Origin of the sequence: Marinobacter sediminum, from assembly GCF_016820575.1 — a bacterium.
Taxonomy (GTDB): Bacteria; Pseudomonadota; Gammaproteobacteria; order Pseudomonadales; family Oleiphilaceae; genus Marinobacter; species Marinobacter sediminum.
Genome location: NZ_JAEMQH010000002.1, coordinates 1 through 24857, shown reverse-complemented (window position 1 = coordinate 24857; position 24857 = coordinate 1). Strand labels below are relative to the sequence as shown.

The 24857-nt window shown below is 57.3% G+C and carries 22 protein-coding genes; 8 read left to right on the top strand and 14 right to left on the bottom strand.

Going from position 1 to position 24857, the window contains the following annotated elements; genetic code table 11:
* Positions 1 to 14 precede the first annotated feature (14 nt).
* Complete coding sequence (putA, locus tag FGO67_RS06905) at positions 15 to 3644, bottom strand: bifunctional proline dehydrogenase/L-glutamate gamma-semialdehyde dehydrogenase PutA (RefSeq protein WP_203300017.1); 3630 nt, start codon at positions 3642 to 3644, stop codon at positions 15 to 17.
* A 395-nt stretch (positions 3645 to 4039) separates the two neighbouring features.
* Between putA and FGO67_RS06900 the strand changes: the two genes are divergently transcribed.
* On the top strand, positions 4040 to 4492 hold the full coding sequence (locus tag FGO67_RS06900) for an Lrp/AsnC ligand binding domain-containing protein (RefSeq protein WP_041339584.1): 453 nt from the start codon (positions 4040 to 4042) through the stop codon (positions 4490 to 4492).
* On the opposite strand, the gene FGO67_RS06895 is transcribed toward FGO67_RS06900, so the two are convergent.
* The 9 genes from FGO67_RS06895 to FGO67_RS06855 form a co-directional block, all read right to left on the bottom strand.
* A complete protein-coding gene (locus FGO67_RS06895; protein WP_203300016.1) occupies positions 4473 to 5354 on the bottom strand; it encodes a hypothetical protein in 882 nt (293 codons plus the stop codon). The genes FGO67_RS06900 and FGO67_RS06895 overlap by 20 nt on opposite strands.
* Positions 5351 to 5842, bottom strand: a complete 492-nt coding sequence (locus FGO67_RS06890; protein WP_203300015.1) for an acyl-CoA thioesterase — start codon at positions 5840 to 5842, stop codon at positions 5351 to 5353. The genes FGO67_RS06895 and FGO67_RS06890 overlap by 4 nt, the downstream gene beginning before the upstream one ends.
* Before the next feature lie 97 nt (positions 5843 to 5939).
* The gene (locus FGO67_RS06885) at positions 5940 to 7253 is read right to left on the bottom strand and encodes a short-chain fatty acid transporter (RefSeq protein ID WP_203300014.1); all 1314 of its coding nucleotides are present in this window, start codon (positions 7251 to 7253) and stop codon (positions 5940 to 5942) included.
* A 141-nt stretch (positions 7254 to 7394) separates the two neighbouring features.
* A complete protein-coding gene (locus FGO67_RS06880) occupies positions 7395 to 7763 on the bottom strand; it encodes a thiol-disulfide oxidoreductase DCC family protein (protein ID WP_203300013.1) in 369 nt (122 codons plus the stop codon).
* Positions 7764 to 7782: 19 nt separating this feature from the next.
* Positions 7783 to 8349, bottom strand: coding sequence for an elongation factor P-like protein EfpL (efpL, locus tag FGO67_RS06875; protein WP_203300012.1), 567 nt, complete (start codon positions 8347 to 8349; stop codon positions 7783 to 7785).
* 132 nt (positions 8350 to 8481) lie between these two features.
* The gene (locus FGO67_RS06870) at positions 8482 to 9162 is read right to left on the bottom strand and encodes a hypothetical protein (RefSeq protein WP_203300011.1); all 681 of its coding nucleotides are present in this window, start codon (positions 9160 to 9162) and stop codon (positions 8482 to 8484) included.
* Positions 9159 to 9647 (bottom strand): hypothetical protein, encoded by a 489-nt coding sequence (locus FGO67_RS06865; protein ID WP_203300010.1) that lies wholly within the window; start codon positions 9645 to 9647, stop codon positions 9159 to 9161. Before FGO67_RS06865 ends, FGO67_RS06870 begins: the two co-directional genes overlap by 4 nt.
* A gap of 105 nt (positions 9648 to 9752) precedes the next feature.
* Positions 9753 to 10784, bottom strand: coding sequence for a threonine aldolase family protein (locus tag FGO67_RS06860; RefSeq protein ID WP_203300009.1), 1032 nt, complete (start codon positions 10782 to 10784; stop codon positions 9753 to 9755).
* A 55-nt stretch (positions 10785 to 10839) separates the two neighbouring features.
* Positions 10840 to 11742 (bottom strand): LysR family transcriptional regulator, encoded by a 903-nt coding sequence (locus tag FGO67_RS06855; protein WP_203300008.1) that lies wholly within the window; start codon positions 11740 to 11742, stop codon positions 10840 to 10842.
* Between the two features lie 99 nt (positions 11743 to 11841).
* On the opposite strand from FGO67_RS06855, the gene FGO67_RS06850 reads away from it, so the two are divergent.
* The gene (locus FGO67_RS06850; protein ID WP_203300007.1) at positions 11842 to 12342 is read left to right on the top strand and encodes a lactoylglutathione lyase family protein; all 501 of its coding nucleotides are present in this window, start codon (positions 11842 to 11844) and stop codon (positions 12340 to 12342) included.
* A gap of 167 nt (positions 12343 to 12509) precedes the next feature.
* Positions 12510 to 13856, top strand: a complete 1347-nt coding sequence (gene gdhA / locus FGO67_RS06845) for an NADP-specific glutamate dehydrogenase (protein ID WP_203300006.1) — start codon at positions 12510 to 12512, stop codon at positions 13854 to 13856.
* Positions 13857 to 13973: 117 nt separating this feature from the next.
* Here gdhA and FGO67_RS06840 read toward each other — a convergent pair whose 3' ends face one another.
* Positions 13974 to 14672, bottom strand: a complete 699-nt coding sequence (locus tag FGO67_RS06840) for a crotonase/enoyl-CoA hydratase family protein (RefSeq protein ID WP_203300005.1) — start codon at positions 14670 to 14672, stop codon at positions 13974 to 13976.
* 342 nt (positions 14673 to 15014) lie between these two features.
* Here FGO67_RS06840 and zapE point away from each other — a divergent pair, with 342 nt between their 5' ends.
* Positions 15015 to 16484 carry a cell division protein ZapE gene (zapE, locus tag FGO67_RS06835; protein WP_238942295.1) on the top strand — a complete coding sequence of 490 codons (1470 nt, stop codon included), beginning with the start codon at positions 15015 to 15017 and terminating at the stop codon, positions 16482 to 16484.
* A gap of 421 nt (positions 16485 to 16905) precedes the next feature.
* Here zapE and FGO67_RS06830 read toward each other — a convergent pair whose 3' ends face one another.
* Entirely contained in the window at positions 16906 to 17538 is a 633-nt protein-coding gene (locus tag FGO67_RS06830) for a glutathione S-transferase family protein (protein ID WP_203300003.1), read from the bottom strand.
* Between the two features lie 149 nt (positions 17539 to 17687).
* Here FGO67_RS06830 and FGO67_RS06825 point away from each other — a divergent pair, with 149 nt between their 5' ends.
* The 4 genes from FGO67_RS06825 to FGO67_RS06810 all read left to right on the top strand — a co-directional run bounded on the left by FGO67_RS06825 (position 17688) and on the right by FGO67_RS06810 (position 23084).
* Positions 17688 to 19175 (top strand): M17 family metallopeptidase, encoded by a 1488-nt coding sequence (locus FGO67_RS06825; RefSeq protein ID WP_203300002.1) that lies wholly within the window; start codon positions 17688 to 17690, stop codon positions 19173 to 19175.
* A 126-nt stretch (positions 19176 to 19301) separates the two neighbouring features.
* Entirely contained in the window at positions 19302 to 20309 is a 1008-nt protein-coding gene (locus FGO67_RS06820) for a zinc-dependent alcohol dehydrogenase family protein (protein ID WP_203300001.1), read from the top strand.
* Between the two features lie 432 nt (positions 20310 to 20741).
* A complete protein-coding gene (locus FGO67_RS06815) occupies positions 20742 to 21884 on the top strand; it encodes an esterase/lipase family protein (RefSeq protein WP_203300000.1) in 1143 nt (380 codons plus the stop codon).
* A 105-nt stretch (positions 21885 to 21989) separates the two neighbouring features.
* Positions 21990 to 23084, top strand: a complete 1095-nt coding sequence (locus tag FGO67_RS06810; RefSeq protein ID WP_203299999.1) for a hypothetical protein — start codon at positions 21990 to 21992, stop codon at positions 23082 to 23084.
* A 150-nt stretch (positions 23085 to 23234) separates the two neighbouring features.
* On the opposite strand, the gene FGO67_RS06805 is transcribed toward FGO67_RS06810, so the two are convergent.
* Positions 23235 to 24200 carry a zinc-binding metallopeptidase family protein gene (locus FGO67_RS06805; protein WP_203299998.1) on the bottom strand — a complete coding sequence of 322 codons (966 nt, stop codon included), beginning with the start codon at positions 24198 to 24200 and terminating at the stop codon, positions 23235 to 23237.
* A 45-nt stretch (positions 24201 to 24245) separates the two neighbouring features.
* Positions 24246 to 24629: a DUF2750 domain-containing protein gene (locus FGO67_RS06800; protein WP_203299997.1), complete on the bottom strand. Its 384-nt coding sequence runs from the start codon at positions 24627 to 24629 to the stop codon at positions 24246 to 24248.
* Between the last annotated feature and the right edge of the window lie 228 nt (positions 24630 to 24857).

The following is a 24857-nucleotide window of genomic DNA, read 5'->3' as shown; positions in this document are numbered from 1 at the left end:
TGCCGGATCAGGCGTCACTCAGACGCCGCAATCAGGCTTGCGTTACCACCCGCTGCAGTAGTGTCCACACACAGGTGACGCTCGATCACGAAACGCTGGTCCAGGGTGTGCTCGGTGATCAGCGGCAGCAGTGCGCCTTCGCGCTTGGCCAGGGCCAGGCGATAATCACGCAACAACTCCTGCTGGGCACAACTGACCACGGCTTCAAAGCCATTGGCGGTTGCCAGCGCTTCTGACTCCAGCTGGCCGTCGATACCCACGATCGGCAAACCGGCTTTAGCCGCCTCGCTGACCTTGGCCTCAACACCCGGTGCAACCACGACCACCTTGTTACCCTGAGACAGCGCCACACCAGCCTGCTCCAGTGCCGTGGCCTGATCCGGTCCGAGACACAGCACCACGCCACGGGCATGGTTGGTCAGGCGGTTAAGCTCACCGGTTGGCCCCGGCATTTCCTCAGCGTGGGCGTCCAGCGGCGCCGGCAGCTCACCGAAGATCGGCTTGAGCAGGGCCATGCGGTCGTTCGGCTTCTGGGTTTTCAGTGAATCCAGCTTGCCGATCAGGCTCTGCAGCTTCTTGGCATCCACCGACTTACCACCGGATTGCGCCGGCACTTCTACGGTATTGCCTTTCATGAAGCGACGCACGTACTGCGGACCACCGGCCTTCGGACCAGTACCCGACAACCCTTCACCGCCAAACGGCTGGGAGCCGACAATGGCGCCAATCTGGTTTCGGTTCACGTAGGTGTTACCCACCTTGATCCGACTGGCGATCCGATCGACCCGGCGATCAACCCGGCTGTGGATACCGAAGGTCAGGCCGTAGCCCTTGGCGTTAACGCTATCCACCACCTTGTCGATGTCCTTGGCTTCAAACGTCGCCACGTGCAGCACCGGGCCGAAGATTTCCTCTTCCATTTCCTCAATGCCAGACACCTTCAGTACCGCCGGAGAAACGAACAGGCCCTTATCGGGAACCGGCAGCTTCTTCAGCAACTTGCCATTGCGCTCGAAGTTGTCGCAGTGATCGACAATCTTCTTGCGGGCGGTTTCATCAATCACCGGACCGACATCGGTGGACAACAACCAGGGGTCACCAATGCCCAGCTCTTCCATGGCGCCGTAGAGCATTTCCAGCAGCTGATCGGCGATGTCCTTCTGCACATACAGCATGCGCAGGGCGGAACAACGCTGACCGGCGCTCTGGAACGACGACGCCAGTACATCCCGGACGACCTGTTCCGGCAGGGCCGTTGAATCCACAATCATGGCGTTCATGCCACCGGTTTCCGCCACCAGCGGCGCGTCCGGTGCCATGTTCTCGGTCATCACCTTGTTGATCCGCTGTGCGGTCGCGGTGGAACCGGTGAAGCAGACACCGGAAACCCTGGAGTCAGAAGTCAGTGCGGCACCGACAGTGGCACCGGTACCCGGCAGCAGCTGAATCGCGTCTTTCGGAATACCCGCCTCGTACATCAGTTCCACGGCGCGGATCGCCAGCAGGGAAGTCTGCTCCGCCGGCTTGGCCAGCACGGTGTTACCGGCGGCCAGGTTCGCCAGGATCTGGCCGGTGAAGATGGCCAATGGGAAGTTCCACGGCGAGATGCAGCACATGACGCCACGGGCATCGCCGGCGCCTTTGTACCGGACCGCTTCGTTGGCGTAGAACTCGGCAAAGTCCACCGCCTCACGGATCTCAGCGATCGCGTCCAGCAGCGACTTGCCCGCCTCACGGGTGGTCAGTGCGAACAGCTCGTAGGCATGCTCCTCATAGAGCTCGCCCACCCGGCGCACGCGGGCCGCCCGCTCTTCCACCGGCAAGGCAGACCAGCTATTGAAGCCTTCCTGAGCCGCCGATACAGCGGTATCAACGTCAGCATCGGTTGCCTGGGTAACGTGGCCCACCAGATCTTCCGGATCGGCAGGATTGCGTACCACCTGAACCTCAGTACCGGAGACGTCACCGGCGATCAGCGGGCCGCCTTTCCAGCGATAGGCCTTGAAGGCGTTACGCCCCTCGTCAATCTCCGCCACGGTAACCGGATCGGTGATATCCCAGCCCTTGGAGTTGCGACGCTGGTCACCAAACAGCTTGAACGGATGCACAATGGCTTTGCTGGAAATGTTGTCACCCATTTCCTTGACGGCATCGATCGGGTCTTTGGCGATCTCTTCCGGGGTAATGCTCTTGTCCACAATCTGGTTCACAAACGAGCTGTTCGCCCCGTTCTCCAGCAGACGACGCACCAGATACGCCAGCAGATCTTTATGCGGACCAACCGGAGCATAGATCCGGCAGGGCACGCCGCTCGCTTTCAGAACCTCGTTGTGCAGGGATTCGCCCATACCATGCAGACGCTGGAACTCATAGTTGTCGACACCCTTGAGCTTGGCCAGCTCCAGAATTGAGGACACCGAGTGGGCGTTGTGCGTGGCAAACTGCGGGTAAATCCGGTCCGTCATGTTGATCAGCTTGGTCGCGCAGGAGACGAACGACACGTCGCTGCAGGCCTTGCGGGTAAACACCGGGAACCCATTGAGGCCCATCACCTGGGCACGCTTGATCTCAGCATCCCAGTATGCGCCTTTAACCAGGCGCACCATGAACTTGCGGTCGTACTTCTCGGCCAGACCATAGAGCCAGTCCAGGACAAAAGAAGAGCGCTTGCCGTAAGCCTGAACCACCACGCCAAAGCCATCCCAGCCGGCCAGCTCAGGATCGGCCACCAGCTCTTCAATGACGTCGAGGGACAAATCCAGGCGGTCCTGCTCCTCGGCATCGATATTGAAGCCCATGTTCGCAGCCGCGGCTTTCTTGACCAGAGTACGGGCACGGGGCACCAGTTCGTTCATCACCCGCTCTTTGTTACCGTACTCGTAACGGGCCAGCAACGCGGACAGCTTGACGGAAATGCCCGGGTTCTTGCGCACATCGCCTTTGCACGCCTTGGCAAGGCTGTCGATGGCGTTGGAGTAGGAGTCAAAATAACGCTTGGCGTCGTCGTCGGTACGCGCGGCTTCACCCAGCATGTCGTAGGAATAGGTGTAGCCTTTGGCCATGTACTCTTTGGCTTCGTCCTGGGCTTCATCGATATCGCGCCCGAGCACGAACTGACGGCCCATTTCCTTCATGGCCTGGCCAGCAACGGTACGGATGACCGGCTCACCAAAACGCTTGAGCAGCTTACGCAGGGTATCGCCGATGCTGTTGCGCTCGGATTCTTTCAACAGGTTGCTGGTCATCAGCAGCGCGATGGTGGCGGTATTGATCAACTGGGATGAGGCTTTACCCAGGTGTGTGCCCCAGGCGCCGGAGGTGATCTTGTCCTCGATCAGGTCATTGATGGTCATGCTGTCCGGCACCCGCAACAGGGCCTCGGCCAGACACATCAGTGCCACGCCTTCTTTGGTGGTCAGCCCATACTCGGCGAGGAATTTTTCCATGATGGTGGGCTTGGCGTTTTTACGCACGCTACGCACCAGATCGGCGGCGCGAGCCGAAATGGCTTCGCGCTCGCTCGGTGACAACTGAGCGCCCGCAATCATCTCATGGACGACCTTATGCTCGTCGGCAAGGTAGTAATCACGAATGGCCAGCCGGCTGTCGACTAGTGTCGGCGTCTCTGATTGCTGCGGTCTCATAGCTACACCCTCTTCATTAGTTGTCTTACCGGCATTCTACCGAGAACGACAAAGACATTTTCTCTTTAAAAACCAAACCCACGAGGCGTTCTGTCTTTTTTTCGAGAGAAAAATTTATGAATTTTCTGTAAAATTTCGATGCTCTAGCCAAAACTCCTTCGCTTAAGCGTTTCTGACCAGCGCAGGATGGTGTCACGTTCGCAACGGCTTGGGACTTAAGGCCGCTTCCGAGGCCCCTTTTCACGGCCTTATCACCGCCTACGTCCTGAGACCGCCAGAGGATCAACTCGTCTGCATAGCCAGACAGCCAGATTGGCTAGCAAGTTTCCAAAAATAGGCTTTTTGATTAAATTCAGGCTAAAAACACGCTATTCACACACTCAGGAACGGACCCTATGGTCGAATTGGACAGAATCGATCACTCCATTATTCGCGAATTGCAGAAAAACTCCCGGATTACGGTGACCGAACTGGCATCCCGAGTGGGCCTGTCCAAGACACCGTGCCAGGTGCGCATGCGGCGGTTAGAGGAGCAAGGCTACATCACCGGCTACACGGCTCTGGTCAATCAGACCAAACTTGGCCTGTCCCACATCGCCTTTGCCCAGGTCACCCTCGACGACACCAGCAGCAATGCCCTCGCCGCCTTCAACCATTCAGTTAAGCAGATATCCGCAGTGGAGCAATGTCACATGATCGCCGGCAACTTCGATTACCTGCTGAAAGTGCGCACCCGAAACATGGCGGAGTATCGGCAGGTACTGGGTGAACAGATCTCTGCCCTGCCCCATGTGCTGCAGACCAGTACCTTTGTGGTGATGGAGAACGTTAAGGATGCGGAGCTTTAACCTGGGTAAAGCGCAGGCCCAATTCCCTGCGGTACAGCGCGTTACCGATACCCAGCACGATATTGTCCACGGTGAAGTCAGCCGGAATGGCCGCCTGCGCCGAGGGCGAGGTTTCAAGCACGTGCACCAGGCGCAGCAGATCCAGTAACCGAACCACCAGGTCCAATAACCCGAAGTCCTCCGGTGCGTCCGCCTGGGCCTGCTCGACATAGGCTTTTGCGGCTTCAACAATGCAGGCCGAATGGGCATCCAGATGGGCGGTGGAGAGCCCCCTGACGGACTCTATCCGCTGCTCGCGCTCCAGCCGTATTGCCTCCATGCACAGCTCCCGGGAATGATCTGGCGAGCTGTCCTGTCGCAACACTCCCGCCAGGTGCAAGTCCACGGCGCCTTCCCGACACTGATCCTGATACTCTTTCTCCACCGTCTGCCGAGCATGGGGCAGGAACTTCCGAATGGCCTGTTCCCGGGCCTGAGCCAGCCCCTCCATGGAGGCAGAATTCACCATTTCAGTCATCACCTGCACACAATAAATCAGATGCGGCCACAGCCCAGGCGCTATGTGCTCGGGCTCGGTCGGTAGCACCCGGTTTATGGAAACGAACTCGAAGTAGAGGGTAGTGACTTCCCGCTCGGTAAAGCTGGAAGTCCGAATGATGTGCGGCAACCCCAGCTCCTCAATGTCCCGGATTAGCCTCGGGATCAGCATGAGGATGTAGTGCTGGGCGCCTATGGGCAGAGGCTTGATCTGATCCAAACTGAAACCTGCTGGCTGCTCATAACTGCGACTCCAGTTGTCAGTGTAGTCCGCATTCCATAAGCTGGAAATGTTCGACTGGCCGTCGGGCTCAGTCCGGATCACCGGCTGGCCAGTTTCTCGCGCGTCTTCAACCGCCCGTCGCGGCGAACCTGAGCATTCGCGAACCGGCGCGCCTGCTCATCCGTCTCTGGCACCACCTCGGGCACATCCACCGGCTTGTCGTTTTCATCCAGGGCCACAAAGGTGAAGAACGCTGACAGGATATGACGGGTATCGCCGGTGTAGCTGTTCTCGGCCTCCACCCGCGCACCAATTTCCATGGACGAACCCCAGCTGCGGTTCAGCGACAAGCTAAACAGCAGGGTGTCATTGCCTTTGGCCGGCGCCCGAAAATGAATGGAATCCACCGCGGCGGTCACGCACACATGGGCGGAATGTCGTTCGGCAACCACAAGAGCCAGACGATCACATTTGGCCATGATCATGCCGCCGAACACCGTGTTGTGGGCGTTCATATCGTTCGGGAACACTTTGTAGACGTGCTGTTCGATGGCCGAGGCCGATACGGGCTTGGAGGGCTTAGCGGTCATTCAGGTGCTTCCTTCTTGATGGGACGTTCGCACACTTTACCGCATCTACGGGCAACCGGGCGCGTCAACGCCCGGCTGCCCGTTCTGACGATCGTGATCAGGGCAGGAGCATCAGCCCGAAACCCAGCACCACACCGGTAACCAGCAACACGATCAGGCAGTAGCCCATGACATCCTTGGCAGACAGGCCGGCAATCGCCAGGGCCGGCAACGCCCAGAACGGCTGAATCATGTTGGTCCAGGCATCACCCCAGGCCACCGCCATGGCGGTGCGGGCAGGCTCGACACCCAGTGCGGCGCCGGCTTCGAGCATGATCGGTGCCTGCACCGCCCATTGCCCACCACCAGACGGCACGAAGATATTAACAATACCGGCACTCAGGAAGGTAAACAGCGGGAAAGTGGTCGGGTTGGCAACACTGGCAAACCAGTTGGACAGGCTGCTGGCCAGGCCGGAATCCACCATCATCGCCATGATGCCGGCGTAAAACGGAAACTGGATGATGATACCGGTAGAGCCTTTAACCGCCTCGGTAGCACTGGCGATGAAGCGGGACGGCCGACCGTGCAGGATGATACCCAGAATCAGGAACATGAAATTGACGATGTTCAGGTTCAGCGAACCACTGCGCGCCAGGAAGTAGTAACCAGCAAAAATCACCCCCATTACCCCGATGGCCTGGGCCAGGATGAGGCTGTTTTCCAGCTTCTCAGCCGGGCGATCGTTCTGCAGCGGTGGCAGTGGAGCTTCGTCACCCAGCTTGGTGGCGTCAACGTGCTTGCCATCGTTCCCCATCATCAGCCGGTTCACCACCGGTATAACAATGAACATCGCCAGCACCAGCAGCAGGTTAAACGGCGCGAAAATAGTCTCGCTGGTGGGAATCACGCCAATCATGTCGGCGGTAAAGTGACCTTCGGTGGCGATCACCAGCGGCACCGAGCCGGCCAGACCGCCGTGCCACACCATGAAACCACTGTAGGCACTCGCAATCAGCAACGGGTAGTTCACGCTGGGCACTTCCCGCGCCACCTGGCGGGCGAACAGCGCCCCGATTACCAGGCCAAAGCCCCAGTTAATCCAGGCTGCCGCCAGCGACACCAGCGTGACCAGGATAACCGCCTGGCCAGGTGATTTAGCCAGCCGAGCCAGGGCTTTGAGGATGGTGCGGAAAAACGGGGTGCTGGCCAGTACGAAACCGGTCACCAGAACCAGGACCATTTGCATGGCGAACGTCAGAAGGTTCCAGAAGCCATCGCCCCAGTACTGCACCATTTGCAGCGGCGATTGGCCTTCAAAGGCGATAGCGGCCACAAACACCACTAGTGATAGCAGCAGGACCAGTACGTAGGGATCGGGCAGATAACGCTCGACCAGTTTCACTGAACCGTTGGTCAGTCTCTGCAACATAGTATGTCCTCGCGGTATTGTTCTTAGTGTTAACGCAAAAACGCCAACCGATCCCAACCCCGACTGCCGGGGCGGATGAGCTGGCGTTCTCTAATTTTCACTCTAACAATAGTGCCTTAAGCACCCTCGCGGGATTAGATCTTAGTCGGCACCGGCATCAAGCCGCCGGCTGACCCAGGCGTGGTAGAGCCGGGCGAGGCCCGGCCGTATCAAAGGCAGACCGATCAGCCAGGCCAAGGGTTTCAGCACCGGCACGCGAGACATCAGGAGGATGTAAGCATCCATTTCGCGATGGATTCGGCCCTGAGTATCTTTCACGTGCAACTCTCTCAGGGCCCGGTAGGGATCAATACCTTCACTGCGCAGTTCGTCATCACGGCCGGTAATATCCAGCCACTCAACCGATTCGCAGGTTTTACCCGCCAGCTTTTCGTACCAGCGCCGGTCCTTGATACACGTCGGGCAAGAACCATCGTAAAACACCACCAGTTTTGCCTTCGAATCGGTCACTCAGCCTCCCAGGACAAGCTCAGGCACGGCTCAGGAACTTGCGCTCCTCCACATTCACCTTGATCCGGTCACCCGTGGAGATGTGCTCTGGCACCTGCACCACCAACCCGGTAGACAGGGTGGCCGGTTTGGTGCGCGCGGTTGCGGAGCCGCCCTTGATCGAAGGATCGGTCTCGCTGATATCCAGCTCCACCGTCGGCGGCAAGGCCAGGGATACCGGAGCGTCGCTGACCAGAACCACCATCAAACCCTGGGTGTCCTCACTGATGAACAGCAGCTCATCGGCGATGGCTTCACGATTCAGGCTGTACTGAGTGAAGTCCTCGCTGTCCATGAACACCACTTCTTCACCATCGGCGTAGGAGAAGGTGGCCGGCCGGCGCGTAAGATCCGCCAGATTCAGCATATCTGAATCCTTGAAGGTCTCGTCAATCTTGCTGCCGGTTACAACGTCGTACATGCGCATGCGATACAGGCTGCCGCCAGCCCGTCCCTGAGGCACCGAGCGCTCGATATCCTTGACGAAATACACCCGGCCATCGTAATCCACTGCAGAATTCTTTTTGATTTCACTTGCTCTTGGCATTGCTAGGTTCCCAAAAATGTTGAGCTAAACAGGTTAGCTGATATACCACGAAGAACGAAAACTAGCGACTGCAACTTGCAGATGAAATAGGGGTAAACGAATCAAGCAGGGCAAAAATCTGAGTAGCGCGGGCTAGATAGGCCAACTGGCAATCGCATCTCCAAACAACAGCAGTACCATTGGGATCGGCGAAATAGCCACCGCAACAAGAAGCACAAAAGCGAAGGGCGAAAAGAGCCGACTCATACCAGCCATCATCGCCAGCCCTCCTCCGCCGCCCACAACCATATTGCCGGGCAGATTGATTGCCACCAGCAAAGTGATGTACCGATGCCGAATCAGCCAGGGCAGCCACTTTTGGGGCGTGTGCTCCGTCAACCTGACAATACGCTGCTCGGGCGTGAGCCCCTCAAACCCGGCAAAAAAATTCGCTGCCCTTACCAACCGCACTTCCCGAAGAAATTGAGCAATGCTCGACTCCGGTACCAGCCGACCAATCAAGTAAGCCAGACATAACGACGTGAGTGTGCAAAAAAACACCAGGGGCACAACTTTTGGGCCAAGAATCATCATCAAGGCCAGACCCACCTCGACCCCAGGTACAAAGGGAATCGCCATCAAAAGGATATAAGCCGCCATGGATATCATGATGATACGGTGCAACGCAGGCTCGGTGGATGGTCGAATCACAAGATCGAGCCCATCCATGACGCCACGTGTCATCAGATTGCCAACCACAACGATGGCGACGAACAGACCGAGCTTCAGAAAACCTGCCAAACGCCTGTTTTCAGGTAACGTCGGCAGCATCATGGCTGCTGTGCCTTGACTAGCCGACCCTTGAACCACAGCTCTTTTTCAAAGGTCCAGTACCAGCGTTTATTGACCCAGATAATCGACCCTTCGATTTCGTCTCCCCTGACAGTGCCACGCCAATACATAACCGCACCAGACTCCGTACAAGGAACATCGGCCCGCATCTGGACGGCATCACCCTCCGCTCTGACCCAGTACTCCACCTTGGCGTAGCCGCACCTGCGCTCACATTCCTCCGAAACAAACTCTCCATCATCGAACACCAGCAGGTCGTCAATGTCCCCAGGGCCGCCTTTAACACCCAGCTGACTTTGGAACGTTTTTCCATCTAAAACCGCATGGAGATCTGTGGACGAGTCGGCGAGAACGGGCTGGGCAAAAGGCGCCAGCAGAAAAGCGACGCACAAGGACAGGAGACAACAAAGGCGTTGCAGCAGAGGCTCAACACTGGGTTGATGGGCGCAGTCTGGGTCGGTTTCCATGGGCAAAGCCCCTGAGCCAAAAACCTAACTAAAGTTTAGTTCAGACACCAGCAAAAGAAAGAACCGCGCTGCCCGGCCCCGAGGTCATCGCGGCCGGATTTGGCGTTAACGCACCAGCTCACGCACATCGGCCACAAACTGATCCACGCGTTCGGTTGTGGTTGCCCAGGAGCACATCAGCCGGGCCGAGCCGCCGATGAAATTGTAAAACCGCCAGCCCTTGGCTCGCAGCGCAGCTTGCACCGGTTCGGGCATTTCCACGAACACGCCATTCACCTGTCGGGGATAGCGAAGGGCAACACCGGGCAAGCCTTCCAACCCGCCAGCCAGCCGTGCTGCACAGGCATTGGCATGTCGGGCATTGTGCAACCAGACATCGTTATCCAGCAGCCCACACCAGGGCGCTGAAATGTAGCGCATCTTGGACGCCAGTTGCCCGGCCTGCTTGCAGCGCCACTCGAAATCCTCCGCCAGCTGCCGATTGAAGAACACCACCGCCTCGCCCAGGGCCAGGCCGTTCTTGGTGCCGGAGAAACACAGCACATCCACGCCAGCTTTCCAGGTGATCTCCGACGGGTGCACATCCAGCGCCGCCACCGCGTTGGCAAACCGGGCACCATCCATATGGATGCTAAGGTTGTACTTATCCGCCATGGCCCGGATAGCGCGCAATTCCTCGGGGGTGTAGAGGGTGCCCACTTCCGTGGCCTGGGTCAGGCTCAGCGCCTTGGGCTTTGGGTAATGGATATCCGTGCGCTTGGTGACCAGGTGCTCGATGCTCTCGGGTGTAAGCTTGCCATCCGGCCCCTGCCCCAGCAGCAATTTTGCGCCGTTGGAGGCGTATTCCGGCCCGCCGCATTCGTCGGTCTCGATGTGCGCCAGCTCGTGGCAGATGACACTGTGAAAGGATTGCCCAATAGAGGCCAGGGCCAGGGAGTTGGCCGCGGTGCCGTTAAACACAAAAAAGACATCGCAGTCAGTATCGAACAGCGTCCGGATGGCATCAGCGGCCCGCTGGGTCCAGCTGTCTTCGCCGTAGGCGGCTTCGTCCATGCGGTTTGCTGCGGCCATCGCCTCCCAGGCTTCGGGGCACACACCGCTGTAGTTGTCACTGGCAAACTGCTCGTGCTGGGACACGCTCGACCTCCGGATTCTGTGATGAAAAACTGACTATTTTCTGAATTCTCCCAAACTACACTAATCCGAGCGAATCGGCAGCGCCCAATCCCAACCCTTCGCGCATGGCATCGATAACGGTGCTGACCCGGTTGGGCAGAGGCTGATTGCGACGAAAACTCAGAAACAGGGTTTCGCTGGCTGGTGTTGCCAACCGGTGAGTCTGCACTTTCTCTGGCTGCTGGAACGCTTCGATGGCGTAGGCCGGCAACACGGTAAACCCCAAACCCCGGCTGACCGGCTCAAGAATCAGGCTGATCTGATTGGAAAACCCCGCAGACGGGAACTGGTTACTGTGATGGAACTCGCTGTAGTTAGCCCCAAGCAGCAATCCAGCATGGTGAGCGCCATCAGGATGATCAATGAATCCGAGCGCCATCAACTCCCCCCAGCTCGGCTCCTCCATCCCCTCCGGTGTCACCAGCAACAAAGCCTCTTCGCCTACCGGTTTGAAGCCGACTTCATCCCGGGATGCGGGCTTGGTCATGATGCCCACATCCACCCGGTATTCGGCGATAGCACGCTCGACATCGGAATTGGGCGCGAACCGGTAATCTATGACCAGGCCCGGATGCTGTTGTTGCAACGTCAGCAGATGCGGGTACAGCTTCAGCCCGACACTGCCCGGCGACATGATCGTTACCACGCCTTCGAACGCGGGATCGGCCCCCACCCTGCGCTCAAGATCGGACAGTGACTCAACAATGACATTGGCCTCGCGGTACAGCCGCTCACCGGCATCGGTCAGGGTGAATTGCTTGCCCTGACGCATCAGCAAAGAAAGCTCCAACTGTTCTTCCAGCTTGCGCACATGCTGACTGACACCGGATTGCGTCATGTGCAAACGCTCGGCGGTGCGCGTGAAATGCCCAACCTCAACCAGAGTGCAGAAACTGCGTAACCAGACAGGATTTATCATTACATTTCGTACTCGAAAATATCAAAAATGATAATTTTACGTGATCATACAAGGTTTGTAATCTGCTCGCACAGTCACAGAGGCAAGAGGCAACAGCAGATGAGCAACGTTTACCCAAGAAACTTTTCACACATTGGCATTTCCGTACCCGACCTGGAAGCAGCGGTGAAGTTTTACACCGAAGTCATGGGCTGGTACCTGATCATGAAACCGACCGACGTCGAAGAAGACGATAGCCCCATTGGTCAAATGTGCACCGACGTGTTTGGCGAGGGCTGGGGCAGCTTCCGCATCGCTCACATGTCCACCGGCGATCGCATCGGCGTTGAACTGTTCCAGTTCAAGGGCCAGGAAAACCCGGAAAACAACTTCGAGTACTGGAAGACTGGAGTATTCCACTTCTGCGTTCAGGATCCGGACGTTGAAGGGCTGGCAGAGCGCATCGTCGCGGCTGGTGGTAAGAAGCGTATGGAAAAACCGCGCTACTACTACCCGGGTGAGAAGCCGTACCGCATGATCTACATGGAAGATCCGTTCGGCAACATCCTCGAGATCTACAGCCACAGTTACGAGCTGATCTACAGCGAAGGCGCGTACTAAGGCCCGCTTCTCGGACGCCGCCGCACGGCGGCGTCCGCTTTCTCCACTCCTGCACGGCTGATCCCTCCCACAAGCTCCGCCGTATCTTCCTGGCGCACTTGTACTGATTCCTGCTGCCCACCCCGAGTCACGCTGAATGGGCACGTCGCACGACCGAGGGAGGCCCCATGAGCAAGAAACAATCGCTGGAAGAACTTCGCCAATACATTATCGACCGCAACCCCGACGAGCCCGAGTTCCACCAAGCAGTCACCGAGGTGCTTTCATCGCTCGAGCCAGTGGTGGCCGAACACCCGGAGTACACCGACGCCAAGCTGATTGAGCGGATCTGCGAGCCCGAGCGACAGCTGATGTTTCGCGTGCCGTGGCTTGATGACGACGGCGAGGTGCAGATCAACCGCGGTTTCCGGGTTGAGTTCAATTCGGCCCTGGGTCCTTACAAGGGCGGTATGCGCTTCGACCCATCGGTCAATCTGGGCGTGGTCAAGTTTCTCGGCTTCGAACAGATTTTCAAGAATGCCCTGACCGGGATGCCCATTGGCGGCGGCAAAGGTGGATCGGACTTTGATCCCAAGGGTAAGTCCGACAACGAGGTCATGCGCTTTTGCCAATCATTCATGACCGAGCTGTATCGGTATATCGGCGCGGACACCGACGTGCCAGCGGGCGACATTGGCGTCGGCCAACGGGAAATCGGCTTCCTGTTCGGACAGTACAAACGCATCACCAACCGCTATGAAACCGGCATTCTTACCGGTAAGGAACTTGGCTGGGGCGGTGCCCGCGGCCGCAAGGAAGCCACCGGATACGGCGCCGTTTACTTTCTGCAGGACATGCTGAGTGCCAACGACCAGGAGCTCAAAGGCAAGAAGGTGGTGGTCTCCGGTACCGGCAATGTCGCCATCTATGCCATGGAAAAGGCTACCGAACTGGGCGCTACGGTTGTTGCCTGCTCCGATTCCGATGGCTACGTGTACGACTCCGAAGGGCTGGACGTGGAACTGGTCAAGCAGATCAAGCAGGTGGATCAGGGCCGTATCAGTGACTACCCGGAACGCAGCAAGGGCAACGCCGAGTACGAGTCTGACGGGTCCATCTGGCAGGTTTCCTGCGATGTCGCCATGCCCTGCGCGACCCAGAACGAATTGGACGAAGACGACGCCAAAGCGTTGATCGACAACAAGGTGATTGCGGTGGTGGAAGGTGCCAACATGCCCAGCACTCCGGACGCCATCCAGGCGTTTACCGGCGCCAAGGTACTGTTCGCACCTGGGAAAGCCGCCAACGCCGGCGGTGTGGCGATGAGCGCCATGGAAATGCAGCAGAACGCGGCGCGGGAGTCCTGGTCATTCGACTACAGCGTTGATCAGCTCAAAACCGTGATGTGTGAGATCCACCGCTCCTGCTTTGACACGGCCAAGCAGTATGACCGCAAAGGGGACTACGTGTTCGGCGCCAACGCCGCAGGTTTCAAGCGCGTGGCCGACGCTATGCTGGCGTTCGGGGTTATCTGAACGGTTATCTGAACAGATACGATCATTTTTCAATCATTATTCGTTGAGCCCCCGGCACGGGGGCTCAACGGTGCTTTTCCTTAGCCTACTAACACAGTTATCCACAGCTTATGTGGATTAACCCGCCAGCCCGAGGTGCTCGGAATCCTGCTCGATGCAGCGATCCAGCAGCGCCAGATATTCGGCCTTGGCTTTGCGCTTGGTTTCCTTATGCGCCCGCATGTTCAGCTTTTTGAACTGTTGTGCCAGCTCATTGGCGCGAGTACTGAGTTCCGACGGGGCCACAACTTCGTCCAGGAAACCTGCCTCCACCGCGCCCTGGGGCCCATATATTTCCGCATTCACCACAGAACGCTGGAAGTGAGCTGGCGTCAAACGGTGCCGGGCAATTTCGATGCCCGCTCGGTGCATGGTCATGCCAATGGCCACTTCATTGAGGCCCAGCTTGAAGTCTCCCTCAACGCCGATGCGGTGATCCACTGACAACAGGATGAACGCACCCTTGGCAATGGCGTGGCCGCTGCAGGCGCCAATCACCGGAAACGGGAATGCCGACAGTCGACGGGTCAGTTTGGAACCCACCGTCACCAGCGCAGAGGCCTCGTTAGCGCCCTTCTGCATTTCCTTCAGGTCGTACCCGCCGGAGAAAATGCCCGGCTGACCGGTCAGGATAACCACGGCCTCGTCCGATTCCGCCCGGTCCAGGGCTGAGTTCAGCGCTTCAAACACCTCATGGCTCAGCGCATTGGCCTTGCCATTGGCGATGGTAATGGTCGCAACGCCGTCATTCAGTTGGTAGTCGACAGGATCTGTCACCGGTTATTCCTCTTACTGTGATTGTTCGATAGGTGTGGTGAACTGTGCCAGTTTCCGGGGCGCGAGACCACTCCCCGAGGAGGACGTGGCACCATATTGTGGCCGGGGGTTGTCAGCATTTATTGGCCGCTCGGGTCGCAAAGCGAACATTCAAGCGGCTGGAGCAATACTCTCCCCCCGCTGTATTAAGCCTCTTTTTTAGGAATGTTCGCAGCGACAGGGCAGAACCCGGGGCTTGCCGAATAGAGGAGGTGTGTCAGGGTTAATTTGATACCCATACAGAAATCTAGCGTACCAAACCACCATGTTAATAAACTCATCAGCTCCATGATGAATACTGTGATGAAGAATATGACAGCACAACATCGCGTCGCTTGGCGGTCCTTCCCGACAGGCCCCGTGACAGCAGCGTATAAACGCATGGTGGATGCGGGGGAGGTGCGACGAGATGACGCGCAGGTCGCTCTGGCGGCAAAATTCGATGCCCTGCACGAGTCTCTTACTTCGCTCCCACCAGTACCAGTGCGAAGCGACGAACCGACAGAGGGCAGCTTTAAAAACAGCAGTCCGCTGTTACAATTACTGGCGCGATCCTTGGCACACGCTCAGTCTTTTCTTCGAAAGAAGTTCCATTTGTTGTCTTTTGGTCCACCTCCGCGAGGCATGTACATTCATGGACCGGTCGGGGTCGGCAAGAGCTTTCTAATGGATCTCTTTTACGCGTCGGTTTCTGTTCCTGATGATAATTCTTGCTGTACTAATGACAGCCACAAACGCATAAACATAACCAAACGTCGCGTCCACTTTCACGAATTCATGCTAGACGTCCATCATCGAATCTTTGTCTACAAACAGGAGTACCCACGAGGCGATGCGATTCCCATCATCGCGCAACAATTGGCACAAGAAGCCCAACTCCTCTGTTTCGATGAATTTCAAGTGACAGACGTTGCCGATGCCATGATTTTGAAGCGACTGTTTTCATTATTATTGGATTTGAATGTGGTGGTAGTGGCTACCTCGAATCGCTCTCCCGATGCCTTGTATGAGGGAGGCATTAACCGCTCCCTCTTTTTGCCATTCATAGACATGTTAAAACACACATTCGACATTATTTCCATGGAGGATTCCAGCAAGGATTATCGACTTGAAAATCGAGCGGATGGTCAATCCTATTTTTGGTCAAACAAGAAAGTTCATAGTGATAATAATAGTAAAAACAACATGCAAGCGCAGTTGGAAAAAATATTTGGTAGCACTGCATCCGGAACTGAGGCCGAGATCATTCCCGTCCTCTTTGGTCGCACCGTCCAGGTGACCCGATTGAATGACCGGTGCGCCTGGTTTGACTTTTCCGAGTTGTGCTACCAACCGCTCGGGGCGGCCGATTATATTTCTCTCTGCCGCCGATTTCCGGTCATCATCATGGAGCGCGTCCCCCAACTGGACGCCAATCACCTCAACGAAGCACGACGATTCGTGACCCTCATTGACGCGTGTTATGAATCTCGCACCCGCTTGGTGCTGGCGGCACAAGTCCCGCTCGACGAGTTGTTTGTTGATTTTGAAGCGCAAGTCGAAAGCAGCGACGGAGATGAAGAATTGATTGTCAATGAAAAGGGAGGAAACTCAAGTTCCTTTGCGACCACCATGATTCGCACCAAAGAGGGAGAATATTATGAGTGGTCGGCGACGGGTCGAATTGGCGTGTCGCTGGCACAATTATCGTCTGCCAATGATCTCGCCTTTTCCTTTCGACGAGCCGCTTCTCGGTTGGTTGAAATGGGAGGAAATGAATGGGGACGGCAATGACTAAAGGTCGCAAAGCGAACATTGAGTTTCAAGAATAAAGTAGAACAAAACGGCATTTCCCGACGACGATATAGAAGGCCTCCAGGCTCAATTGCACCGCTATATCTTTAGGCCATTCAGCATGTCCTTTACCATTCCGTCCAATTCTTGGTGGGCCTGACGAACGTCCGGCAGGCTATTCAGGTTCATCGCAGCATGAACGAGAAGGCCATAGATCATATTAACCACCAGTTCTCGCGAATAAGGCTTCATTAGTCCGCTGTCCTGTTTAGAACCGAGAGTCCGCACGGAGACTTTTTCAACAGAGCCATGATTACCCACAAAAACTGTGGATAACTGTGTTAGCAGAGCAAGGACAGAGCGCCCCAGCCCACGAGAACAGGGCGCTGACGCATCTTGAACACTAAATGACCGTACTCAGTCACTGGGGGATAAGACCGTCGTCCACAGCCTTTGCCGCGGCCAATGCAGGCCGGCTTTCCAGCTTTTCCACATAGGCCTCGAACTCCGGTCGCTTCGGAATCGAACCGAACTCCATACCCCACATGATGTGGGAGCCAACGTAGACGTCGGCCGCGGTGAACCGCGGGCCGGCAATGTAGGGGGTATCTGATACCGCCCGCACCAGGGTATCAATGGTGCGGTCGTAAGTGCCGTAGCCGACCATTTTCTCAAGGTCACTGGTGACCTCGGCCTTGAGTACCCGATCCATCACCGCCGCCTCCAACGGGCCGGCGGCGAAGAACAGCCACCGGTAATAGGCTGCCCGATCAGTCAGGTCGGGCGCGAGGCCCGCATCCGGGAAGGCATCGGCAAGATAGGCACAAATAGCGGCAGATTCGGTGACCACCTGGCCACGGTGCACCAAGGCGGGCACTTTGCCCATGGAGTTGATGGCGAGATACTCATCGGCCTTCATGTCGGTTTCATAGGCGAGCAGAACCTGGCGATAGTCGGCGCCGACCTCTTCCAGTATCCAGCGCACAATGCGCCCTCGAGACATGGGGTTGGTGTAGAAAATGAGATCGCAGTCTGCAGAATCGGTGATAGCCATAACGGGATACTCCGGGGCAACGAGGAACTTTAAAGACTAGCCCAATCCACAGCCTGCTCAAGGGTTCTTTACCGGGTGCTGAGGTATTCCCGGGGAATACAACTATCCTTAAACCAGGCTGCACTCGAAACCGTTTGGAGCACCCCGCCATGAAACCAGAACTCCCCAAATTACCGGACCTGAAATTGGATGTGGACCACCGCATTCCTGCCTCCTGGGACTTCGATACCGGCGTGGGGCTGATACTGCTGGTACCCGATCTTCACAAGAAAGTAATGGAAAAGTCCCCATGGGCGGATTACCTGAAACTGCGCCTGGCCGATTTCCCGAAATCCGCCAATCCAGTACTGATTTCTGGACCCCGAGGTACGCGCACCAGCATCGGCTTCGTGTCGGCAGATGCCCGGGGCTTCAAGGCCCTGAGCCAGGCCCGGGCCCTGCTCGCGCCATTGATGGCAGAGCGCTGCCGAAAGATTAATGTGATCTCACTGCTGGATCACCCCGGGACAGCCTGCACCATGGCCGAAGCCCTGGTTTCGGCCGCCTATGCCGCCCTCTTCCAGCTGCCAAGACTCTCGGACAAGCCCGAAGACAAGCCTCTGCTGGCCGTTATGAACTTCTATGGTGAGTTTGAAGCTGCCGACTTTCGCTACGCCAAGGCAACCGCCGAGGGGAACAACCTTGCACGCTGGCTGACTCAGTTGCCGGGCAATTACCTGACACCAAGCATTTACCGGGAGTACGCCCAGGCACTGGCGCATCAGGAGGGCTGGGAGGCGGAATTCTACGATTGCGACCAGTTGGAACAAATGAAAGCGGGTGCCTTTTTATCCGTGGTCCAGGCCAGCCCCAATCGAGATGCCGGCATTCTGCGGCTGAGGTACCGCCTGAAAGGCGGCGAAGACCGGCCCCTGGCCTTGGTCGGTAAGGGTATCTGTTTCGACACCGGCGGCAGCAACCTCAAAACCGGCGGAAGTATGCTGGGAATGCACGGCGACATGCAGGGCAGCGCGGTCGCGCTGGGTACTCTGCTAGCCCTCACCCGCCTTAATTTCCCGGCGCCGGTGGACTGCTGGCTGGCGCTGGCCGAGAACCACATCGGCTCACGGGGCGTGAAATGCAACGATGTAGTAACCGCCCTTAATGGCACCACCATTGAATTGATCAATACCGATGCCGAAGGCCGCATGGTTCTGGCCGACACCCTGGCCCTGGCCTGCCGGAAACCCCCGCGTGCCATTCTCGATTACGCCACCCTCACCGGGGCTGTGGTCTCAAGCCTTGGCAACCGCATAGCAGGCGCCCTCACCAATCGGCGCCACTGGGTGGAACCCATCATCCAGGCCGGTGAACATTGCGGTGAGCGGGTGTGGCCGTTTCCATACGAGGACGATTACGACGATGACCTGAAGTCCGAGGTCGCCGACACCCTTCAATGCCGGACCGCCGGTGCGGGCGATCACATATACGCCGCTCGCTTCCTCGGGCGATTTGTGGATAAAGACGTGGGCTGGCTCCACGTCGACATGGCGTCCACCGGCACGCACAAGGGCGGGCTGGCGCACATCCCCTCGGACATCCAGGGCTTTGGGGTTCGGTTCGGCGTGGAGTGGTTCAACCGGGTCATCGCGGAATGACCTGCTCCCGGTAAAGATGTCAGTCGAGCAGCAGGGTTGAATGATCCAGTTACCCCCACAATCTGTAGTCATGGAGTTAGCAACTCATAAACCGACATCAAACCGACCAAACGGGAGCACCTTGGAATGAAACGCATAACCCTGAGCAAACCGGGCGGACTGGACCAACTTCAGCTGAGTGAGGCTCCGGAACCGGGCCAACCCGGACCGGGCGAGATTCGCGTTCGCATCCGTGCCAGCTCACTTAACTTCCACGATTACGCCGTGGTGGTCGGTGCGATCCCAACCGAAGACGATCGCATTCCGATGGCCGATGGCGCCGGTACGGTTGAGGCCGTGGGCGAAGGCGTCACCGAATTCAAAGCGGGCGATAACGTGGTATCAACCTTTTTCCCCCAGTGGCTGGATGGCCCAGCGCCTATTGATAACTTCTCCACCACACCTGGGGATGGTGAGGACGGCTATGCCCGCGAACTGGTTGTCCGTCCCGCCAACTGGTTTACCCACGCGCCCAAAGGCTACAGCCACGCCGAAGCGGCGACTCTGACGACTGCCGGCTTGACCGCCTGGCGCGCACTGGTGGTGAACGGTGGCCTGAAAGCCGGTGATACGGTGCTGACCCTGGGTACCGGCGGCGTTTCCATCTTTGCCTTGCAGTTCGCCAAGATGATGGGCGCCACGGTGATCTCGACGTCGTCGTCGGACGACAAGCTGGCTCGTCTGCGGGAGCTGGGGGCGGACCACACCATCAACTATAAAACCACTCCAGCCTGGGGTGAAAAAGTGCAGGAACTCACCGGCGGTAAGGGTGTAGACCACGTCATCGAGGTCGGCGGCCCGGGCACGCTGCCGGAATCCATCGATGCCGTAAGCATTGGCGGGCACATCTCGCTGATCGGTGTGCTGACCGGGCGTGAAGGCGAAGTGCCCACCGCCAAGCTGATGGCCAAACAGGCACGCCTGCACGGACTGATCGTGGGCAGCCGCGCCCATCAACAGGAGATGATCCGGGCGATCGAGGCTAATGGCATGCATCCGATCCTGGACCGCTCCTTCAACCTTGAAGACATTGCCGACGCTTTCCGGCACGAAGAATCCGGGCGTCACTTTGGCAAAATTTGTCTTGAGTTCTGACGAAAAACAAGGGTGGCCGGCAGCTTTGCCAACACCGGTCAATTAACGGTCACATTTCCAGAGCGCCTGGTATCAGGCGCTCTAGGCTACCTATCCTTGCGTTGCCAACATAGTTATCCACAGTTTTTGTGGGCAAGTTTCTGGCCCGCCTCTCACTTTAACCATCCACACCGAAGAGTTCGGAAGTTACACTTCGTTACAATTTAAATTTTGTGATTTTTACGACCTTGGTCTTACCTCAATCTGCTTAATGTCAACGATTAAGTGCTCCAAATAACAATAAGCAGCACGCCAGAAACATCGCAATGATGCTCAGCGTGCATTCATTGAGGTATCGCATACACACCCTGTCCGCTAAGGAAGAAGGACTGTAAAGCCAGGAAGCGAAGGTTTATTTAATAGTGTGTGCGATTCAGATCTTGGAACCGCAACATGAAAAACAATACCAACCCTCGAACGACCAAGAACGTTAAAACTTTCCTGATTGCAGCCGCCCTCTCCTCAGGCGCATTGATGGCAGCCAGTCCGGCTCTGGCCGGTGCCGACAAAACCAATCACCCGGTGGTGATGGTGCACGGCATGGCGGGTTTTGACGACATACTTGGCTATCACTACTTCAGTGACACTTACGGGCGAAAGCTCTACACCAACTGCTACTGGTACAGCAGCTGCAACAAGTATCTGGACTGGGGCCAGATTGGTGCCGCAGCCGAGATGTCACCATTCCATTCTTCCGACCATCGGGGCCTGCAGTTGGCCGATGCGGTGGAGGCCTGGATGATCGCCAACGACTTCACCCACGTAAACTTTGTCGGCCACTCCCAGGGCGGCATGGACCTTCGAAAAGCGGCCAAGATTCTCCACGACCGCTTTGGCTACCAGGTGGTAAAAGTCGCCTACAGCATCTCCTCACCGCACCGCGGCTCTCCCATTGCCAAGCACGTGCTGGATTTGGGCGAAGGCGTCAGTAACATTGTTGAGGCTCTGGCAGACACCTACGGCGACATTGTCTATGGCGCCGAAAACGACGCGAACGCAGCGTTGAAGCAGCTGATCTACGACGACTACGATCCCAACGATGGGGTTCTGACCGGGGCCAAGCAGTTCAACCAGAACTATCCGGTCAGCTCGACGTACGCAAAGCGCTACGCCTCGACGGTGAACTCCCAGCAAGGTGGCAACGTCAATCCGGCCTTGTGGATTACCCAGGATGATTACTTCAATGTCGACGGCGACGGCTATTGCATTGATGATTGCAGCGGCGATGGTGCGGCGGGTCAGGGCAACGGTGAACAGTACGATACCGACGACGACGGCCTCGTGGGAATCAACTCCCAGCAAATGGGCTGGCGTACGGAGTTCCACTACAACGCTTGGGGTATGGACTACCTGACCACTTACAGCGATACCGACTACGTAAGCAACATCAACCAACCCACGCCGACCCAGATGACCTCACGCGGTGCAGTGATCAACCAGGACCACCTGGATATGATCGGCATTCCCAATACCACCTTCCGCATCCGGAATTTCTACGGGGCGATCTTCCACTACATCGCCCAGTACGATAACTAAGGATCGAACAGAAGGATTTTGTTCAATGGCCTGCCCCTGCCCAGGCAGCGGCAGGCCTGAATTGACCTTTGACACCCCTACTAACAAGAAACGATCGAAGCGATTATGATCCTGAGTAAACACCTGACCCCAAAAACCCTTTGCCTTAGTCTTTCGCTGGGGGTGCTGGTGCCCATTGGCTACTGGTTGACCCAGGCCACGGCGACTGCCAGCGCTGAGACACCGCCACCGCCGCAACAGGCACCGATGTCACCCCCGCTAGCGCCGCCCGTCGAGCAATCTGTGCAAAAGCCAGTCGCACTGGAAACCATCGACTATCAGTCAATGCTGGAAGGCGCGACCGTCATCAACGGATCGCTGACCTTCGAGCAAGTCGTTGCGCTTATGCAGAAACACCACGGCCAGGAACTCGACACTAAGCTGGGACAAATTGATCTCATAACCGCCCTGCTGGATTACCTGCGTCAGACCCAGCCAGAACACTGGCGTGTTGCCATGCAGGCGCTGCTGGAAGCGGCGTTTCCGGGCATGGCAGCGGAACTCATGCGCCTTGCCGAGAACCACCTTGAGTACCAGGCCTGGTACGCTGCAGGCGCGGAGGATATTCAGCAACTCGATCCGGATACCCGAATGGAGGTGCTGATGAAACACCGGTCAGACATCTTTGGGAAAGAGGTCGCGGAGGAGCTCTGGCAGCATCAGATTCGAGACTACGAAATGGCAAAAGCCATGGGGCGCATCACCTCCGACAAGGAGCGCCCACTCAACGAGCGGCTTGAAGAACTCAGTGAGCTGGTCCGCAAGACCTACCCAGAAGAAGCCATCTCAAACCAGAGCCTGGCTATGGGCGATTCTTTTGCCAACAAATTCCTCAAGGCCAGCCAGGAAGAACTCCGGGACATGCCAACCTATCAACGTCGGGAAACGATTGCTGAGATCCGGCGAAGCCTCGGTTACAGCGACCGAGCGGTGGAAAACCTGGCCCGCCTGGATAGAAAAAGGGATCAGCGTTGGAGCGCAGGTGATCAATACATGTCACAACGGCAGGAAATAAAGGCCAGGTACGATGGTGAAGAGCGCCAGCGCCGCCTGCACGAAGCGCGACAGACGTTTCTAGGCGCGGAAGCTGACACGATCCGGAAAGAAGAGGAAGCCGGCTACTTCCGCTTTGAGCATGAGCGAACCTACGGCATCCATTAAGTCCACCGAACAAAATACATGCACACAGGGAGGTTGGTCACTTTACCGTCACATTTCCGGAGCGCCTGAATTCAAGGGCTCCGGGACACCTGTCCTTGCGTTGCCAACAAAGTTATCCACAGTTTTTGTGGGCAAGTTCTTGTCCACACCTCACCGCCCCTGAGCGCCTCTACGTAACCAGTTATGCACAAACGCCAGTTTTCGCTGGGCCGCATGCGACAGCACGAAGGGATAAAGATCCGACAACCCCATGGAGCGATTGATGTGATTAACGCGCATGGCAAGCGACGCGGCCACGTTGATCAATCGCGCAGTGTCCGGTTCCGAATACGGATCCCAGTGCGAAGCAGGCATCTCCTCGGATGACAGGCCCGAGGCAACGGCACTGTCGGTAATGTCGGTGAGGTGCAGCAGATGCGCTGCGGTTTCAGCCCAATCTTCGTGCGGATGGGCAGAGGCATAGGAGGTCAGGTAAGACGTCCGCCAATCTGGCGGCGGTCCATCGTGGTAGTGACGCTGAAGTGCTGCCGTATAGTCAGCACGTTCATCGCCGAACTCCTCGCGGAATGCCTCCAGGAAGTCTTCCCGCAGACTAAGTCGCCACCAGAGCATGTGCGAAATCTCGTGACGCATATGGCCCACCATGGTTCGATAGGGCTCCTGCAGAGCTTCCCTCCGGCTGGTTCGCACCACCGGGTCCGCCTCGGCAACGCCGATGGTCACCACGCCATTGGCGTGCCCCATAGCCACGGGCGTCAGGCCTTCGGCCAGCAGGTGAAAAATCGGGCGGGTACCCGGGTCTTCCGGGCGAAACCAATGCCAGCGGCCCAGGTTGTCGAGCACCCAGCGTTTGGCCGCTTCAGTTTCAGCCCAGTTGTGTATGGCGTTGGGAATGCTCGGATCCGGCGCCAGCGCTGTCATGGCACAGGAGCGGCAGAAGGCACCCTCTTGCGGTGCAATCCAGTTACAGCCAATGACCTCCCGGTTCGCACAAAATGGCCGTACCGGCAGGAAGGCCCTGGCCTGGGGATCGTAGCCGACAGGCGTGCCCTCGGCCGTGGCCAGATTATCGAACCAGAGTGAGCCGGAGCCCACGGGATTGGAGAAAACCAGCATGCTGCCATTACTCCTGACTAGGGACTGCTCCCAGTGTAGGCGGCTTTAGAAGTTCGACAACTCTTCCTGGAGATCACGCTTCAACTCTTCAGGCTCGGTGATCCACAGGGTGTCATCAGCGCCAGGGAACACGCCGATTTCCAGACCGTCTTTGGTCAGGCCCGGCACCCACTTCTTGAAGAAGTCCGGCAGGGAAATGCTTTTCGGCGATAGGTCGTCGGAATCATTGCCGTACGCCGCCGCAAATACCGCGCTGGGCCAAACCGGCAAATACGCCACTCCCTCGTCCTCTGACTCCAGCTTCAGGAAATGGTTCTCACCATTGACGAGAATCCAGATCTCGCGCTCTTCGAGCACTTCATTCAGGAAGTAGTCGTAGCGTTCTTCGCCATTCATTTCGAGAACTTGTTCTAACGGGTCGCTGCTCATAATGCTATTAACGCTCCAGTGGATTGATCAGGATCACTCAGAATTGGGAGCCTAGCACGGTTAATTGACATAACCATTGAGTGCTTTCCATTACAACAAAACGCGCTTCTTTTTGAGCATGCGACAGAAGGCCCGCTCTACGTCGGCTTGATCAAAAAAACGGCCGCGAGCGGAAGCACACCTGCCTGGTGTTGCCAGACCGGCTCAGCCCGGTGATGACCCGGGAGC

What these genes read in the sequence shown, in the direction of transcription:
- putA (WP_203300017.1), bottom strand. Translation starts at nt 3,644, where the DNA reads ATGAGACCGCAGCAATCAGAGACGCCGACACTAGTCGACAGCCGGCTG.
- FGO67_RS06900 (WP_041339584.1), top strand. Translation starts at nt 4,040, where the DNA reads ATGGTCGAATTGGACAGAATCGATCACTCCATTATTCGCGAATTGCAG.
- FGO67_RS06890 (WP_203300015.1), bottom strand. Translation starts at nt 5,842, where the DNA reads ATGACCGCTAAGCCCTCCAAGCCCGTATCGGCCTCGGCCATCGAACAG.
- FGO67_RS06885 (WP_203300014.1), bottom strand. Translation starts at nt 7,253, where the DNA reads ATGTTGCAGAGACTGACCAACGGTTCAGTGAAACTGGTCGAGCGTTAT.
- efpL (WP_203300012.1), bottom strand. Translation starts at nt 8,349, where the DNA reads ATGCCAAGAGCAAGTGAAATCAAAAAGAATTCTGCAGTGGATTACGAT.
- FGO67_RS06870 (WP_203300011.1), bottom strand. Translation starts at nt 9,162, where the DNA reads ATGATGCTGCCGACGTTACCTGAAAACAGGCGTTTGGCAGGTTTTCTG.
- FGO67_RS06865 (WP_203300010.1), bottom strand. Translation starts at nt 9,647, where the DNA reads ATGGAAACCGACCCAGACTGCGCCCATCAACCCAGTGTTGAGCCTCTG.
- FGO67_RS06855 (WP_203300008.1), bottom strand. Translation starts at nt 11,742, where the DNA reads ATGATAAATCCTGTCTGGTTACGCAGTTTCTGCACTCTGGTTGAGGTT.
- FGO67_RS06850 (WP_203300007.1), top strand. Translation starts at nt 11,842, where the DNA reads ATGAGCAACGTTTACCCAAGAAACTTTTCACACATTGGCATTTCCGTA.
- gdhA (WP_203300006.1), top strand. Translation starts at nt 12,510, where the DNA reads ATGAGCAAGAAACAATCGCTGGAAGAACTTCGCCAATACATTATCGAC.
- zapE (WP_238942295.1), top strand. Translation starts at nt 15,015, where the DNA reads ATGAAGAATATGACAGCACAACATCGCGTCGCTTGGCGGTCCTTCCCG.
- FGO67_RS06830 (WP_203300003.1), bottom strand. Translation starts at nt 17,538, where the DNA reads ATGGCTATCACCGATTCTGCAGACTGCGATCTCATTTTCTACACCAAC.
- FGO67_RS06825 (WP_203300002.1), top strand. Translation starts at nt 17,688, where the DNA reads ATGAAACCAGAACTCCCCAAATTACCGGACCTGAAATTGGATGTGGAC.
- FGO67_RS06820 (WP_203300001.1), top strand. Translation starts at nt 19,302, where the DNA reads ATGAAACGCATAACCCTGAGCAAACCGGGCGGACTGGACCAACTTCAG.
- FGO67_RS06815 (WP_203300000.1), top strand. Translation starts at nt 20,742, where the DNA reads ATGAAAAACAATACCAACCCTCGAACGACCAAGAACGTTAAAACTTTC.
- FGO67_RS06810 (WP_203299999.1), top strand. Translation starts at nt 21,990, where the DNA reads ATGATCCTGAGTAAACACCTGACCCCAAAAACCCTTTGCCTTAGTCTT.
- FGO67_RS06805 (WP_203299998.1), bottom strand. Translation starts at nt 24,200, where the DNA reads ATGCTGGTTTTCTCCAATCCCGTGGGCTCCGGCTCACTCTGGTTCGAT.
- FGO67_RS06800 (WP_203299997.1), bottom strand. Translation starts at nt 24,629, where the DNA reads ATGAGCAGCGACCCGTTAGAACAAGTTCTCGAAATGAATGGCGAAGAA.